This window comes from Amycolatopsis sp. lyj-346, from assembly GCF_046548975.1.
Lineage (GTDB): Bacteria > Actinomycetota > Actinomycetes > Mycobacteriales > Pseudonocardiaceae > Amycolatopsis.
Genome location: NZ_JAJPWT010000012.1, coordinates 1 through 14,232, shown reverse-complemented (window position 1 = coordinate 14,232; position 14,232 = coordinate 1). Strand labels below are relative to the sequence as shown.

17 protein-coding genes are annotated in these 14,232 nt (G+C 72.4%); 12 read left to right on the top strand and 5 right to left on the bottom strand.

Going from position 1 to position 14,232, the window contains the following annotated elements; all coding sequences use genetic code 11:
* The first annotated feature begins 122 nt into the window (after positions 1–122).
* From ACLJQE_RS30080 to ACLJQE_RS30045, 8 genes are all read left to right on the top strand, one after another.
* Positions 123–533: a polyketide cyclase / dehydrase and lipid transport gene (locus tag ACLJQE_RS30080; protein ID WP_410642856.1), complete on the top strand. Its 411-nt coding sequence runs from the start codon at positions 123–125 to the stop codon at positions 531–533.
* A gap of 22 nt (positions 534–555) precedes the next feature.
* Positions 556–1,350, top strand: coding sequence for a metallophosphoesterase family protein (locus tag ACLJQE_RS30075; RefSeq protein ID WP_410642855.1), 795 nt, complete (start codon positions 556–558; stop codon positions 1,348–1,350).
* Positions 1,351–1,377: 27 nt separating this feature from the next.
* On the top strand, positions 1,378–1,812 hold the full coding sequence (locus ACLJQE_RS30070; protein ID WP_410642853.1) for an SRPBCC family protein: 435 nt from the start codon (positions 1,378–1,380) through the stop codon (positions 1,810–1,812).
* A gap of 1 nt (position 1,813) precedes the next feature.
* Positions 1,814–2,947, top strand: coding sequence for an ArsA family ATPase (locus ACLJQE_RS30065; RefSeq protein ID WP_410642852.1), 1,134 nt, complete (start codon positions 1,814–1,816; stop codon positions 2,945–2,947).
* The gene (locus tag ACLJQE_RS30060) at positions 2,944–3,408 is read left to right on the top strand and encodes a hypothetical protein (protein WP_410642851.1); all 465 of its coding nucleotides are present in this window, start codon (positions 2,944–2,946) and stop codon (positions 3,406–3,408) included. Before ACLJQE_RS30065 ends, ACLJQE_RS30060 begins: the two co-directional genes overlap by 4 nt.
* Positions 3,409–3,423: 15 nt before the next feature.
* Positions 3,424–4,362, top strand: coding sequence for an ROK family protein (locus ACLJQE_RS30055; RefSeq protein WP_043783421.1), 939 nt, complete (start codon positions 3,424–3,426; stop codon positions 4,360–4,362).
* 162 nt (positions 4,363–4,524) lie between these two features.
* On the top strand, positions 4,525–4,815 hold the full coding sequence (locus tag ACLJQE_RS30050; RefSeq protein ID WP_410642850.1) for a hypothetical protein: 291 nt from the start codon (positions 4,525–4,527) through the stop codon (positions 4,813–4,815).
* A 12-nt stretch (positions 4,816–4,827) separates the two neighbouring features.
* Positions 4,828–5,670, top strand: a complete 843-nt coding sequence (locus ACLJQE_RS30045) for an NUDIX hydrolase (protein ID WP_410642848.1) — start codon at positions 4,828–4,830, stop codon at positions 5,668–5,670.
* On the opposite strand, the gene ACLJQE_RS30040 is transcribed toward ACLJQE_RS30045, so the two are convergent.
* Genes ACLJQE_RS30040 through ACLJQE_RS30030 form a run of 3 tightly spaced genes read right to left on the bottom strand, consistent with a single transcriptional unit; the run spans position 5,667 to position 8,088 of the window.
* Positions 5,667–6,806 (bottom strand): glutamate--cysteine ligase, encoded by a 1,140-nt coding sequence (locus ACLJQE_RS30040; RefSeq protein ID WP_410642847.1) that lies wholly within the window; start codon positions 6,804–6,806, stop codon positions 5,667–5,669. The genes ACLJQE_RS30045 and ACLJQE_RS30040 overlap by 4 nt on opposite strands.
* An 11-nt stretch (positions 6,807–6,817) precedes the next feature.
* On the bottom strand, positions 6,818–7,324 hold the full coding sequence (locus ACLJQE_RS30035; protein WP_410642846.1) for a hypothetical protein: 507 nt from the start codon (positions 7,322–7,324) through the stop codon (positions 6,818–6,820).
* Positions 7,321–8,088: an alpha/beta hydrolase gene (locus ACLJQE_RS30030; protein WP_410642845.1), complete on the bottom strand. Its 768-nt coding sequence runs from the start codon at positions 8,086–8,088 to the stop codon at positions 7,321–7,323. Before ACLJQE_RS30030 ends, ACLJQE_RS30035 begins: the two co-directional genes overlap by 4 nt.
* A 213-nt stretch (positions 8,089–8,301) precedes the next feature.
* Here ACLJQE_RS30030 and ACLJQE_RS30025 point away from each other — a divergent pair, with 213 nt between their 5' ends.
* Together ACLJQE_RS30025 and ACLJQE_RS30020 are read left to right on the top strand one after the other, a co-directional pair.
* Entirely contained in the window at positions 8,302–9,063 is a 762-nt protein-coding gene (locus tag ACLJQE_RS30025) for a lysophospholipid acyltransferase family protein (RefSeq protein ID WP_410642844.1), read from the top strand.
* 17 nt (positions 9,064–9,080) lie between these two features.
* Positions 9,081–9,569: a polyadenylate-specific 3'-exoribonuclease AS gene (locus tag ACLJQE_RS30020; RefSeq protein WP_410642842.1), complete on the top strand. Its 489-nt coding sequence runs from the start codon at positions 9,081–9,083 to the stop codon at positions 9,567–9,569.
* Between the two features lie 272 nt (positions 9,570–9,841).
* Here ACLJQE_RS30020 and ACLJQE_RS30015 read toward each other — a convergent pair whose 3' ends face one another.
* A complete protein-coding gene (locus ACLJQE_RS30015; RefSeq protein ID WP_410642840.1) occupies positions 9,842–10,924 on the bottom strand; it encodes a 3-deoxy-7-phosphoheptulonate synthase in 1,083 nt (360 codons plus the stop codon).
* A gap of 285 nt (positions 10,925–11,209) precedes the next feature.
* On the opposite strand from ACLJQE_RS30015, the gene ACLJQE_RS30010 reads away from it, so the two are divergent.
* A complete protein-coding gene (locus tag ACLJQE_RS30010; RefSeq protein WP_410642839.1) occupies positions 11,210–12,235 on the top strand; it encodes a 6-phosphofructokinase in 1,026 nt (341 codons plus the stop codon).
* Between the two features lie 132 nt (positions 12,236–12,367).
* On the opposite strand, the gene ACLJQE_RS30005 is transcribed toward ACLJQE_RS30010, so the two are convergent.
* A complete protein-coding gene (locus tag ACLJQE_RS30005; RefSeq protein WP_410642838.1) occupies positions 12,368–13,804 on the bottom strand; it encodes an aromatic amino acid ammonia-lyase in 1,437 nt (478 codons plus the stop codon).
* Between the two features lie 81 nt (positions 13,805–13,885).
* On the opposite strand from ACLJQE_RS30005, the gene ACLJQE_RS30000 reads away from it, so the two are divergent.
* Positions 13,886–14,113 carry a winged helix-turn-helix transcriptional regulator gene (locus tag ACLJQE_RS30000; protein ID WP_410642837.1) on the top strand — a complete coding sequence of 76 codons (228 nt, stop codon included), beginning with the start codon at positions 13,886–13,888 and terminating at the stop codon, positions 14,111–14,113.
* Positions 14,114–14,232: the final 119 nt, after the last annotated feature.

Sequence of the window (14,232 nt, the reverse complement as noted above, 5' to 3'; positions counted from 1 at the left end):
CCTCCGTGTTCAACGCGTGCGGCAGGTGACACCGCTGTTACCCGCCAGTCAACTTAGCGTGGTGTGCACCTTAAGACCATGCTGATCGGCGCGGCGAGGCGAGGCCGTGACATTCTTCGCACGTGAACGCGCCACCCTCACTCGACATCGTCGACGAGACGTTCCTCGCCGTTCCGCCGGCCACCGTGGCCGCGGTCTTCGCCGAGCCGGCCTCCTGGCGGCGCTACTGGCCCGACCTGGTCCTCGAGGTCTACACCGACCGGGGGGACAAGGGCCTGCGCTGGACCGTGCGGGGCGCGCTCGTCGGTACGATGGAGGTCTGGCTCGAGCCGGTGCTCGACGGCACCCTGCTGCACTACTTCCTGCGGGCGACCCCCGCCGACGCGGCCGGGGCGCCTCGTGAACTGGCGCCGCGCGACCTGCGCCGGGAGTTCGACCGGCGGGCCCGCGCGGCGAAGGCGGTCGCGCTCGGGCTCAAGGAGATCCTGGAGGACGGGCGCGAGCCCGGCGTCCCTCCGCGAACCGAAGGCTGAACAAAAGGCTAGGGGGCCAGGGGTGCGGGTACACGTCGTCTCGGACGTGCACGGCAACGCGGACGCGCTGAAGCGGGCGGGCGACGGGGCGGACGCCCTGGTCGTGCTCGGCGACCTGATCGACTTCGTCGACTACCGCGACCACGACAAGGGCATCATGGGTGCCCTGTTCGGCGCGGAGAAGGTCGGCGAGTTCGCCCGCCTGCGCCGCGAGGGCACCCGTGACGAAACCGTTGCCTATTCGCGCACGCTCTGGGCGAGCCTCGAAGACCCGGGAGCCGCGGTCGACGAGGCCGTCCGCGCCCAGTACGCGACGCTGTTCGCGGCGATGACCGCGCCCACCTACGCCACCCCCGGCAACGTCGACACCCCGGCGCTGTGGCCGGAGTTCACCGGCGAAGGCGTCCGGGTGCTCGACGGCGAGGTCGCCGAGTTCGGCGGCCTGCGGTTCGGCTTCGTCGGCGGCGCGCTGCTGCCCGACGGCGTCGTCCCGCGGCCCCGCAAAGGCGCCGCCTGGCGGCCCTACCTGCGGGATCGCGCGGAGTACGACCGCAGCGTCGCCGAGCTCACCGAGGTGGACGTGCTCTGCACGCACGGCCCGCCCGCCCTGCCGGAGCTGACCTACGACGTCGTCGCCCGCCGCAGCGAGATCGGCTCGACGGCGCTGCTGGAGCTGATCCGGGCGCAGCGGCCGCGCTGGTCGGTGTTCGGGCACGTGCACCAGCCCCTGTCCGCCCGCGCCCGGGTCGGCCTGACCGAGTGCCGTAACGTGGGTCACTTCAAGGAGACCGGGCAGCCCTACGTGCTGCGCTGGTGACCAACCGCGGCGGCTACGCTTCGACCCATGGCCGAGCAGTCCACACAGTCCATCGAGGTCGACGCCGAGCCCAGCCGGGTGATGGCCGTGATCGCCGACTTCCCCGCGTACCCGGAATGGGCCAAGGCCGTCCGGCAGACCGAGGTCCTCGACACCGATGCCGGCGGGCGGGCCAAGCAGGTCAAGCTCACCCTCGACGCCGGTCCGATCAAGGACGTCTACACCCTCGAATACGACTGGGACGAAGACGGCCTCGGCGTCAGCTGGCACCTGGTCAAGGGTCAGATGCAGAAGGCGCAGAACGGCCGCTACGCGCTGGCCGACCTCGGCGGCCGGACGCGGGTCACCTACACGCTGTCGGTCGAGCTGGCGCTGCCGATGATCGGCCTGCTGCGCCGCAAGGCCGAGAAGATGGTCATGGACACCGCGCTGAAGGAGCTCAAGAAGCGGGCCGAGGGCTAGCGTGCGGATCCTGCTGTGCACCGGCAAGGGGGGTGTCGGGAAGACCACGCTGGCCGCGGCCACCGGCGCCGCCCTCGCCGCTCGCGGCAGGAAGACCCTGGTCGTGTCCACGGACCCGGCGCACTCGCTCGGTGACGCCTTCGGGCAGTCCCTCGGCACCGAACCGTCCGAAGTGGACACTCTCCTCTCGGCCGTGCAGGTGGATTCGCGCACCCTGGTGGACGCCGGCTGGCAGCGGCTGCGCGGCGAGCTGCGCGCGGTGCTGTCCGGCGCGGGCCTGGACACCCTCGACGCCGAAGAGCTCACCGTGCTGCCCGGCGTCGACGAGCTGCTCGCCCTCACCGAGGTCCGCCGGCTGGCCGGGGACGGGCCGTGGGAGACCGTCGTCGTCGACTGCGGGCCGACGGCCGAGACGCTGCGGCTGCTCGCCCTGCCCGAAGCCGTCTCCGGCTACCTGACCCGCGTGTTCGGGCCGCGCGGCCGCGTCACGGACTCGGTGCGCCGCCTCGGCGCCCACCTCGACGGCCTGCGCGCCCTGCTCACCGACCCGTCGGTGACGACGGTCCGGCTGGTCCTGACGCCGGAGCGGGTGGTCGTCGCCGAGGCGCGCCGCACGCTCAGCTCGCTGGCCCTGCGCGGCATCGCCGTCGACGGCCTGATCGCCAACCGGCTGATGCCGGCGCCCGGCATCTGGCGCGGGGGCGCCGCGTCGTGGCTGCGCACCCGGCGGACGCAGCAGGACGCCGTGCTCGCCGAGCTCGCCGCGGCCGGGATCGCGCCGGTCGCCCGGGTGGAGCACCGGGCCGTCGAGCCGGTCGGGCTGCCCGCGCTGCTGGAGATCGCCGCCGAGCTCTACCGCGGCGAAGACCCCCTCGACGGCGACGGCACGCCCGTCACCCCGCTGCTGCGCGTGCGGCCCGCCACCGGCGGGTACACCCTGCGCGTCGCGATCCCGCTCGCGCGGGACGCCGAGGTCGACCTCGCCCGCGTCGACGACGACCTGGCGATCACCGTGGACGGCTTCCGCAGGCTCATCGCCCTGCCGGAGCCGCTGCGGCCGTGCCGGATCACCGGCGCGGAATCCGACGCCGACGGCCTGGTCGTGCACCTGGCCGGGAACCGGGGACGCGGGTGAGCGAAGAGGAACACGGGCCGCGCCTGACCGAGGAGATCCGCCTGCTCGCCGAGATGGTGGCGGAGAAGGCCGCACCGTGGCTCGAGGACGTGCTCGCGGCCGGGCACGGCAGCTTCTTTTCGGGGGTTCCGGGTGGCGAAGCCCCCGGCCCGGGGCGAAGCCCCGGAAGCTACGGAACCCCTGACGAGGCGAAACCGGACGGTTCGGCGTGCGGCTGGTGCCCGCTCTGTGCGATCGTCGCGGTGGTGCGGGGGGAACGGCCCGAGCTGGTCGCGCGGCTGGCCGAGCAGCTGGCGCAGCTGGTCGCTCTGCTGCGCGCGGTGCTCGCGGACCGCTGGGAGCCGGAGGAGGGCGTGCACATGCCCGGGTTCCGGCCCGCGCCGCGGCCCGCGGACCCGCGGTCGTCGCCGCGGGTGCAGCACATCGCGGTGGTCCGCCGGCGCGACGAGTGGGAGAGCTGAGTGCGGACGATAGGGGTGGACGTCGGCGGGACGAGCATCCGGGCCGGCGTGGTGGACGAACGCGGCTCCCTGCTCGACACGGCCCGCGTCGCGACGCCGACCGAGGAAGGCGCCCTCGAGGACGCCATCGCCGGCGTGGTCGAGGACCTGCGCAACCGGCACGACGTGGCCGGCGTCGGGCTGGCGGTGGCGGGCTTCGTGGCACGCGACCGCCGGTCGGTGATGTTCGCGCCGCACCTGGCGTGGCGCGGCGCCCCGGTCGCGGACCGGATCGAAAAGCGCGTCGGCCTGCCGGTGCTGCTGGAGCACGACGTCAATTCGGCGATCGTGGGCGAGCACCGCTTCGGCGCGGCCCGCGGCGCCCAGGTGGCGGCCCTGGTGGCACTGGGCACGGGCATCGGCGCGGGCCTGCTGCTGGACGGCAAGCTGTACCGCGGCGCGTACGGCGTGGCACCGGAGCTGGGCCACCTGACGGTGGTCCGCGGCGGACGGCCCTGCCCGTGCGGCAAGTACGGCTGCTGGGAGCGCTACTGCAGCGGAACGGCACTGGCGGCCACGGCGGTGGAGCTGCTCGCGCGGCACCCGGGCCGTTCGACCGTCCTGGCGCCGCAGGTCGCGGGCGACCCGGGCTCGGTGACGGGCCGCCGGGTGGCCGGCGCGGCGCGCGACGGAGACCCGATCGCCCAGCTGGCGATGGCGGAGCTCGCCAAGTGGCTGGGCGAGGGCCTGGCGCTGGTGGCGGACGTGTTCGACCCGGAGATCATCGTGATCGGCGGCGGGGTGTCGGAGTCGGCCCCGCTGTTCCTGGACGAGGCCCGCGAGCACTACGCGGGCGCGATCACGGGCGCCCGCCACCGCCCGCTGGCCAGAATCAGGACGGCCCACCTCGGCGACGACACGGCGATCGTGGGCGCGGCGGCCCTGGCCCTGGAAGCGGCGAAGACCCCGGTCTGAGCTGGCCGGCCTTCGCGATCGGCGAAAGTTGTGGACAGCTGCCCCGGCGAGGAGTTCCGCCCGGGCGGAACTGTCGGTGCCTCCCGGTAGCGTGGAAACCGGGGCTGCTCAGCCGCGCGCCACCCGTCCCGACCTGCGGTCACTCGACGATGGAGGGCACAGATGCCGACGCCGGTCTGGATCGGACTGGGCGGCGCGGCCGTGATGATCGCCGCGGGGGTGATCCGGCGTAGGGCCCACCGCCGCTGGGCGGCGGTGGCCGCGTCGCTCGTGGCGCTCGCCGGCTGGGGCGTCATGGTGCAGTTCCTGATCAAGCCCCTGGTGTCCGGCCCCGCGCTCGCCGTCATCATCCTCGGCGGCATCACCGTGACCATCTTCCTCACCGCGATCGTCGGCGGCCGCGCGAAGCAGGCCCCGGAAAGCGATGACCGGCGATCCCCGCCCGACCTGTGACACGCTGGACGGGTGAGTCACCTGTCCGCGAGTGTCTTCGTCCGCTGTTCCTGCGGGCACGTGCACTGGGGCCGCTACGGCGCGGCCGGGCTGCTGCTCGTCGATCCCGCCCGCGGTGTCCTCCTGCAGCGCCGCGCCTGGTGGGTGCACCACGGCCGCACCTGGGCGCTGCCCGGCGGCGCCATCGAAGCCGGGGAGACCGCCAAGGGCGCCGCCGCCCGCGAAGCCTTCGAGGAGACCTCGGTCCCCGCCGAGGCCTTCCGCGCCGTCTCGGCGTCCGTGGTCGACCACGGCGACTGGAGCTACACCACCGTGCTCGCCCTCGCCGACGGCGCCGAAGCGCGCGTCGCCAACACCGAAAGTGCGGAGGTGCGCTGGGTGGACCCCGACGACGTCCCCGGTTACCCCCTCCACCGCGACTTCGCCGCCGCGTGGCCGGACCTGCGTGACCGCGTCGGCCGGGAGCTCGTCCTGGTCGTCGACGCGGCCAACGTCGTCGGCTCGCGCCCCGACGGCTGGTGGCGCGACCGGCACGGTGCCGCCGAGCGCCTCCGCGACCAGCTCGCCAAGCTCGCCGACGCCGGCGTGCCGGACCCGGACGACGCCGCCGTGTCCTGGTGGCCGCGGATCATCCTGGTCGTCGAAGGCCGGGCCAAGCACGTCGACGGCACCCCGGGCGTCGAAGTGGTGGCCGCCGACACCGACGGCGACTCGAAGATCGTCGAGGTCGTCGCGCGGCAAACCGCCAAGGTGCTGGTCGCGACGGCGGACCGGGAGCTGAAACGACGCGTCGAAGCGCTCGGCGCGTCGATCATCGGGCCCGGCACGCTCCGCCGTCAGCTCGACGGGTTCTAGTCCTTCGCGATCCCGTCCCGCATCTCGGCCACCAGCGACGCGACGACGGCCTTGAGGCTGCCCTTGTGCCGTTCCGCCACCGCACGCTGCCGCCGGTAGCTCGGCCCGTACCGCAGGATCGTCTCGACGTCGCGCAGCTCGGCCACGCAGTCCAGCCGCCGCGCCACCGGCTCCAGCCGGTCGAGCAGGTCGGCCACGTCGTCGGTGACCAGCCGCTCGCGGCCGGCCGCGTCCAGGATGACGATCGCGTCCGTGCCGTAGCGGGCCGCGCGCCACTTGTTCTCCTGGACGTGCCACGGCGGCAGGGTGGGGAGGATCTCGCCGTCTTCGAGGCGCTCGACGAAGTCGTCGACCAGGCACTGCGTCAGCGCCGCGATCGCGCCGACCTCCTCCAGCGTCGGCAGGCCGTCGCAGACCCGCATCTCGATCGTGCCGAGCCGCGGCGACGGCCGGATGTCCCAGCGGATCTCCGAGAAGTGGTCGATCACGCCGGTGGTGAACATGTCCTCGACGTAGCTTTCCAGCTCCGCCCACTTCCGGAACTGGAACGGCAGCCCGGCCGTCGGCAGCTGCTGGAACATCAGCGCCCGGTTCGACGCGTACCCGGTGTCCTCGGCGCCCCAGTACGGCGAGGACGCCGACAGCGCCTGCAGGTGCGGCGCGTAGTTGAGCAGCGCGTCGAGGACCGGCAGCACCTTCTCGCGGTGGTCGACCCCGACGTGGATGTGGACGCCGTAGATCAGCATCTGCCGCCCCCACCACTGGGTGCGGTCGATCAGCTTGGCGTAGCGCTCCTTGTCGGTGACCTTCTGCTGGTACCAGTTCGAGAACGGGTGCGTGCCCGCCGAGAACATCTCCACGCCGAGCGGGTCGGCGACGCCGTGCACGACGTCGAGCGAGTCGTTCAGGTCGGCCTTGATCTCGGCGATCGTGCCGCAGACGCCGGTGATGATCTCGATCGTGTTGAGCAGCAGTTCCTGCTTGATCTTCGGGTGCTCGGCCTGCCCGTCGGGCCGGACGGCCTCGAGGATCTGCTCGGCCACCGAGGACAGCTCGCCGCTGCGGCGGTCCACCAGGCCGAGCTCCCACTCCGCGCCGACGGTCGATCGCCGCGAAGGACTGAACTCGATGTGCATCGCCGTCGGCGTCAGACCTGGGCGCCGTTGCTGGGATCCGCGCCGGGTGGCGGACCCTGGCGCACGCGCAGCAGCAGCAGTGCGATCGCCGTGGCGAGCGCGAGGATGCCCAGCGGCGTCGCCACCGTCTGGCCGACGCCGATCGCGCCGGGCAGGATCAGCAGGCACAGCCCGGCCAGGAACAGCAGCAGGATGAGGAACGCGCCCATCTTCGGCCGGGGCAGCGGCGGCGGCTCCGGCGGGACGTAGTGCTCGTCGTCGCCGGCCGGGTCGTCGGAGAACATCGTGGTGTCCCACGACGTGCCCCCGGACCGCCAGCCGGGCTCCGGCGGGGCCTCCACGGCCGGTGGTTCGGCGGGCCGCTCGGGCGTCCTGCGCGACTCCGGCTCCGCGCCGGCGGTGTCGGCGGTGTGCGCAGTGCCGTCTTCGGGGAGCCCGAACCCGGCGGCCCGCAGGTCGGCGACGATCTCGGCGAACGTCGCGTCGACGTCCTCCGGCCCGTCCTTCCCCCGGCTCATGCGGTCTCCTCGGGCTGGGCGGCGTGCGCGTTCGCGAACTCGACGCTGCGGGTGAAGATTACTTCGGCATCGTTGTCCTGTGTCGCCACGTGGTAACTGTTTTCGAGCACGACCTCGGTGACGTCGGTGCTCGAGACGCCCTTGAGCACCAGCTGCGAGTTCACCGGCTCGACGACGTGGTCGACCGACGAGTGCAGCAGCAGCACCGGCTGCGTCACCTTCGCCAGGTCGGCCCGCACGACCGCCCACAGCTTCGCCAGGCTCGCGGCCGCGCGCACCGGCGTCCGCGGGTAGGCCAGCTCCGTCTCGCCCGGCTTCTTGATGTCGTTCGCGATCGCCGGCACCGACGGCACGATCCGGCCCAGCACCGGCAGCAGCCGCGTGTCCCACTTCAGCCGCGTCACCGACGGGTTGACCAGCACGATCCCGGCGATCCGGTCGCCGAACTCCTCGGCCAGGCGCAGGGTCAGCGTGCCGCCCATCGAGAGGCCGCCGACGAACACGGTCCGGCACGTCGCCAGCAGCGCGAGCAGGGCCTCGCGGACGGCGCCGTACCAGTCTTCCCACGTCGTGCGGTTGAGGTCCGGCCAGCGGGTGCCGTGGCCGGGCAGCAGCGGGCAGCGCACCGTGAACCCGGCCCCGGCCAGGTGGTCACCCCAGGCTCGCATGCTCGCCGGGGTACCGGTGAACCCGTGGCAGAGCAGGAACCCGGTTTCGGCCGAACCGGTGTGGCCGAACGGTTCCGCGCCGGCGAGCACGCCCATGCGATCGCCTTCCGTGTGAGCGGTGCAGTCCGTCCATGCTCTCACGCCCGGCGGACGTTGTGGGGGTCCGCCCGTGCCCCGAATTCGCTGTGAGATCGATCGCTGCCGAAGCGGTAACCGGGTGGTCTGCGTTGTGCGGCGGCCACCCGGGTTCGTAGGCTGTTCGTCTCGGGTGAACAGGGGTTGCGGCCGCGATGGAGGACTGAGGCACCGGTGCTGTACTGGCTCATGAAGTGGGTGTTCCTCGGACCGCTGCTCAAGACGCTCTGGCCGACCAAGGTCGTCGGCGCGGAGAACATCCCCGAGACGGGTGGCGCGATCCTGGCCGGCAACCACCTGGCGGTCGCGGACTCGTTCTTCATGCCGCTGCGGGTCAAGCGCAAGGTGACCTTCCCGGCCAAGTCCGAGTACTTCACCGAGCCCGGCTTCAAGGGCAAGCTCAAGAAGTGGTTCTTCACCGGGGTCGGCCAGTTCCCGATCGACCGCTCCGGTGGCAACGCCGCACAGGCCGCCCTCGACACGGCGATCCGCCTGGTGCGCGAAGGGCACCTTCTGGGCATCTACCCGGAAGGCACCCGTTCCCCGGACGGACGGCTGTACAAGGGCAAGACGGGCGTCGCGCGGATCGCCCTGGAGTCCGGTGGCGTCGTGATCCCGGTGGCGATGGTCGGCACGGACAAGGTCAACCCGATCGGCTCGAAGATGTGGTGGCCGCGGCGTCTCGAAGTCCGGTTCGGCAAGCCGCTGGACTTCTCGCGCTACGAGGGTCTCTCGGGTGACCGCTTCATCGAGCGGTCGATCACGGACGAGATCATGTACGCCCTGATGGAGCTGTCGGGCCAGGAGTACGTCGACATCTACGCGGCGAAGGCGAAGGAACTCCTGGCGGCGGAGGCGGCCGGGATCAAGCCCGCGGTCCCCGCCCAGCCCGGCGCACGCGACGCGGCCCGGGTGCCGGACTCGAAGGTCGGCTGACCCACTACTGTTCACCAGTGCGTTTTTTCTACGACACCGAGTTCATCGAAGACGGCGTGACGATCGATTTGGTGTCGATCGGAGTGGTGGACGAGCGGGGCCGCGAGTTCTACGCGGTCTCGACGGAGTTCGACCCCTCGAAAGCGGGACCGTGGGTCCGCGACCACGTCCTGGACAAGCTGCCGTCCCCGGCCGACCGGGCGTGGCGCAGCAGGGAGAAGATCCGCAACGACCTGCTGGAGTTCTTCGGCAAGCCACCGGGCGGCATCGAGCTGTGGGCCTGGTTCGCGGCGTACGACCACGTGGCACTGGCCCAGCTCTGGGGCCCGATGCCGGCGTTGCCCCGCCAGCTGCCCCGGTTCACCCGTGACCTGCGCCAGCGGTGGGAGGACGCGGGGAAGCCGAAGCTCCCGGCAGCGCCGACCGACCAGCACGACGCACTGGCGGACGCGAAGCACAACCTGGCCCGCTGGGAAATCATCGAAAGCTACTTCCCGCGCCGCTGACCCGCGCCGCTGACCCCGGCCCCGAACGCCCCAATGTGGCCTTGGGTGCGTTGGACGCACCGAAGGCCACATTGGGTGCGTTGGGCGCACCGAAGGCCACATTGGGTGCGTTGGACGCACCGAAGGCCACATTGGGTGCGTTCAACGCACCGAAGGCCACCTTGGGGCGCACGGGACCAGCGGTCGTCCCAGCCTCCGGGCGAGCCGGTCGCCCGGAATTGTCGGGGGTCCCCGGTAACGTAAAACCGGGGGACCCCCAGGCCGGGGACCTCTCAGCGGCGCGCCCGCACCGCCGAGGCCAGCTCGTCCAGCAGCGGCGCCGTGTCGTCCCAAGCCAGGCACGCGTCCGTGATCGACTGCCCGTAGGTCAGCTCCGATGCGTGTCCCAGCGAAAGCTCCTGCCGGCCCCCGGCGAGGAAGCTCTCCATCATCAGCCCGGAAAGTCCACGCTCACCAGCGGAAATCCGGGCAGCCAGCTCGCGCACCACGGCACCCTGGCGCACGTGGTCCTTGCCGCTGTTGCCGTGCGAAGCGTCGATGATCACCCGCTCCGGCAGCCCCGCCTTCGCCAGCCGCGCCAGGGTGTCGGTCACCGTGGCTGCGTCGTAGTTCGGGCCCGCGTTGTGGCCGCGCAGGATCACGTGGCAGTCCGGGTTGCCCGACGTCGTCAGCAGGGCCGCCAGGCCGTCCGTGTTGATGCCCGGGAACACGTGGCTCGCCGCCGCCGCCCGGGTGGCGTCGATCGCCACCTGGACGTCGCCCTCGGTGGAGTTCTTGATGCCCACCGGCATCGACAGCGCGCTGCACAGCTGGCGGTGGACCTGGCTGGCCGCCGTGCGCGCGCCGATCGATCCCCACGTCACGATGTCCGCGATGAACTGCGGCGTGATCGGGTCGAGGAACTCGCACCCCACCGGCAGGCCGAGCGCGGACACGTCGAGCAGCAGCTTGCGCGCCATCCGCAGGCCCTTGTTGACGGCGAACGTGCCGTCGAGGTCCGGGTCGTTGATCAGGCCCTTCCAGCCCAGCGTCGTGCGCGGCTTCTCGAAGTACACGCGCATCACGACGTGCAGTTCGCCGCGCAGCTCCTCGGCCTTCGCGGCGAGCCGTCGGGCGTAGTCGAGGGCCGCTTCCGGGTCGTGGACCGAGCACGGGCCGACCACGACGAGCAGCCGGTCGTCGCGGCCTTCGAGGATGTCGACCGTTTCGGCGCGGCCGTGCCGCACCACCTTCGCGACGGCGGCGTCGACCGGATGGTCTTCGCGCAGCATCGCAGGCGAAATGAGCGGACTGATCGACGTGGTGCGCGCGGCGTCGAGGTCACCGATGGTGGCCGGTCCGGCGGAGAGCGTCATGGCGGGGGTGTTCCTTCCTGGTGGACACCGACCCGCGGGGGACTCGCCGAGCCGGTTTCGAGATCCGGCTCGGGGTGGGAGTCAGCGCAGGTTCACGCCGCCGTGCCCACCCGGGGCCGGCTTCGTAAACCAGAAATAGCGCTGCATGCGCACCAACGTAACACAGGGCGTCACCGGAACCCGATCCGGCAGGTGGTACGGCCTGCACCGATCAAGACGGGAGCCGCTACGCTGGTGGACGACGAAATGTGACTGTCATCTCCCGAGAACAGACGGAGGCTTCTCATGCGTGTCGGTGTGCTGACCGGCGGCGGCGACTGCCCGGGGCTCAACGCGGTGATTCGCGCGGTGGTGCGCAAGGGCATCGAGGTGCACGGCTGGGACTTCGTGGGCTTCCGCAACGGGTGGAACGGCCCCCTCACCGGCGACAGCCGCCCGCTGGGCCTGAACGACGTCGAGGACATCCTCACCCGCGGCGGCACCATCCTGCGGTCCTCGCGCACCAACCCGTACAAGGTCGAAGGCGGCGTCGACAAGATCAAGCAGGTCCTCGCGGACCAGGGTGTCGACGCGCTGATCGCGATCGGCGGCGAGGACACCCTCGGCGTCGCGAAGCGGCTGACCGACGACGGCGTCGGCGTCGTCGGTGTACCGAAGACGATCGACAACGACCTGGGTGCGACCGACTACACCTTCGGCTTCGACACCGCGGTCTCCATCGCGACCGAGGCGATCGACCGGCTGCACACCACGGCCGAGTCGCACCACCGTGCGCTGGTCGTCGAGGTCATGGGCCGGCACGCCGGCTGGATCGCGCTGCACTCCGGCCTGGCCGGCGGCGCGAGCGTCATCCTGGTGCCGGAGCGGCACTTCAGCGTCGACCAGGTCGTCTCCTGGGTCGAGCGCCGCTTCGAGAAGGAGTACGCGCCGATCATCGTCGTCGCCGAGGGCGCGCTGCCCGAGGGCGGCGAGGAGAAGCTGCTGACCGGCGAGAAGGACGCCTTCGGGCACGTCCGCCTCGGCGGCATCGGCACCTGGCTGGCCGACGAGATCGCCCACCGCACGGGCAAGGAGTCCCGCGCGGTCGTGCTGGGCCACGTCCAGCGTGGCGGCACCCCGACGGCCTACGACCGCGTCCTGGCGACCCGCTTCGGCCTCAACGCGGTCGACGCGGTCGCGGACGGCGACTTCGGCGTGATGGTCGCCCTGAAGGGCACGGACATCGTCCGCGTGAAGCTGTCCGAGGCGACGGCCGAGCTGAAGACAGTCCCGGTGGAGCGCTACCAGGAAGCCGAAGTCTTCTTCGGCTGAGTCTGCTGCCGAGGGCCGCTCCGGGAGTCCCGGGGCGGCCCTTCGCGCGTTCAGGGCCGTTGCCGCACCGCGTCGTCCCCGGCTTCACCTGGTGAACTCATGAACCGCCTGCCTGGTCGGTCCGGGTTCCCGCTAGATGCGGGCCAGCACGTCCAGTACCCCGACGGCGGCGGCGATGTCGCCGGTGAGCGGCCGGTCGTCGAGGCCGGGATCCAGCACCGCCGACGCCGCTTCGAAGGCGTCCCGCACCGGCAGTTCCACCAGGTCCGCCTCCCGCATCCGCAGCGCGCGGACCGCCGCCACCAGCTCGCACGCCAGCACCTGCTGGTAGGCCGCGCACGCCGCGGTCGCCGCGCGGGCCGCCTGCGTCGAGAAGCTCGCGTGGTCCTCGATGCCGCGGGACACCACCGCCGTGCCGAGCGTCGCCGGGAGGGCCGCCTGGCGCAGCTCCGTCAGCGCGTCGTGCGCCACGTACTCCAGGATCATCACGCCCGAGCTGCCCGGCGGCCCCGCCGCCAGGAACGGCCGCAGCCCGGTGAACTCCGGCTCCACCAGGTCGCCGAGGCGCGCCACCGACAGCTCCGCCACCTGGTGCACGGTCGCCCGGGCCTGGTCCAGCGCCGTCGACACGTACGCGGTGTGGAAGTGCGCGTGGTGGTACGCGTCGTTGTGCACCGTCGAGATCATCGGGTTCTCCGTGCTCGCGTTGATCTCGACGGCGAGCACGTCGCGCAGGTAGTGGATCGCGTCCAGTGCCGGGCCCTGGACCTGCGGGAACGCCCGCAGCCCGAACGGGTCCTGGATCCGCCGTCCCGGCTTCGGCGTCTGGTGCATGCCCAGCAGCCGCCGCATCTCGGCCGCGCAGGCGACCTGCCCGGCGTGCGGCCGCGCCTCGTGCACCGGTGTCGCGTACGCCTCGGGGTTGCCGTCGAGCGCGACGTACGTCAGCGCCGCGACGGCGTGGCTCGCGCGGGTCAGCGTGTCCAGCCGCATCGCCGCGAGGGTCGCTTCGGCGAGCGTCGCGGCGTTGCTGCTCATGAACGCCAGCGCGTCGCCCGCCCGCACCGGCACCGGCGGGACGTGCCCGGTGACCCACGGCCGCTCGCCGGTGAGCGCCAGCGCCGCCTCGGCCAGCGGCGCCAGGTCGCCGGTGCCGATCGCGCCGAGCCGGTGCACCAGCGGCAGCGCGCCGGTGCGGACCGCTTCGGCCAGTGCGCCGATCAGCTCGGGGCTGATCCCGGACCGGCCGGACAGCAGCTGGTTGAGCCGGATCAGCAGCATGGCCCGCACCTGGCCGGGCGGCAGCTCGTCCCCGCTGCCGCCCGCGTGGCTGCGCAGCAGCCGCAGGCCGTGCTCCACGGAGCTTTCGACCGGGTCGTCCTTGTTGGCCCCGACGCCGGTGGTCCGGCCGTAGACCACCCGGCGCGTGCTCAGTTCTTCGGCCAGCTTCCACGCGTGCTCGGCCGCCCGCAGCGCGGCGATCGAGACGTCGATGTCCAGCGGCCCCTCGGTGCGCGCCGCGGCGACGACGTCCGCGCACCTGAGGGTCCGGCCGTCCACTCGGATCAACGGCAGCCTCCTTCCGGCTGCCCTCACTATGCGGCCAGGGCGACGGCGGCTGCCAGGGCGGTACCGGCTCGTGGAGGCACGATGAAGCGGTACCACTGCGCGACGGAGCTGGCGGCGGACGGCCTCGTCCGCCGCGAGGAGTTCGACGGCCGGGTCCCGCACGTCGAGTACCACCTGACCGAGGGGGGCGAGGAGCTGCGCCCGGCACTGACGGCGCTGTACGAGTGGGGCGAGCGCCGCGCGACAGAGCGCGGCATCACGTTCGGACCCCCCGACCAGAGCGCCCCAATGTGGCCTTCGGTGCGTTGAATAGGGCTTTGTTAGGGCGGGAGTGGTTGTTGGCATAGTGCGCAGGCCCCGGTCCAGCAGGTGAGCAGGTTCTGCAGGAGCAGGCTGGTCTGTCCGAGTGTCAGGCCGGGGCCACGAGT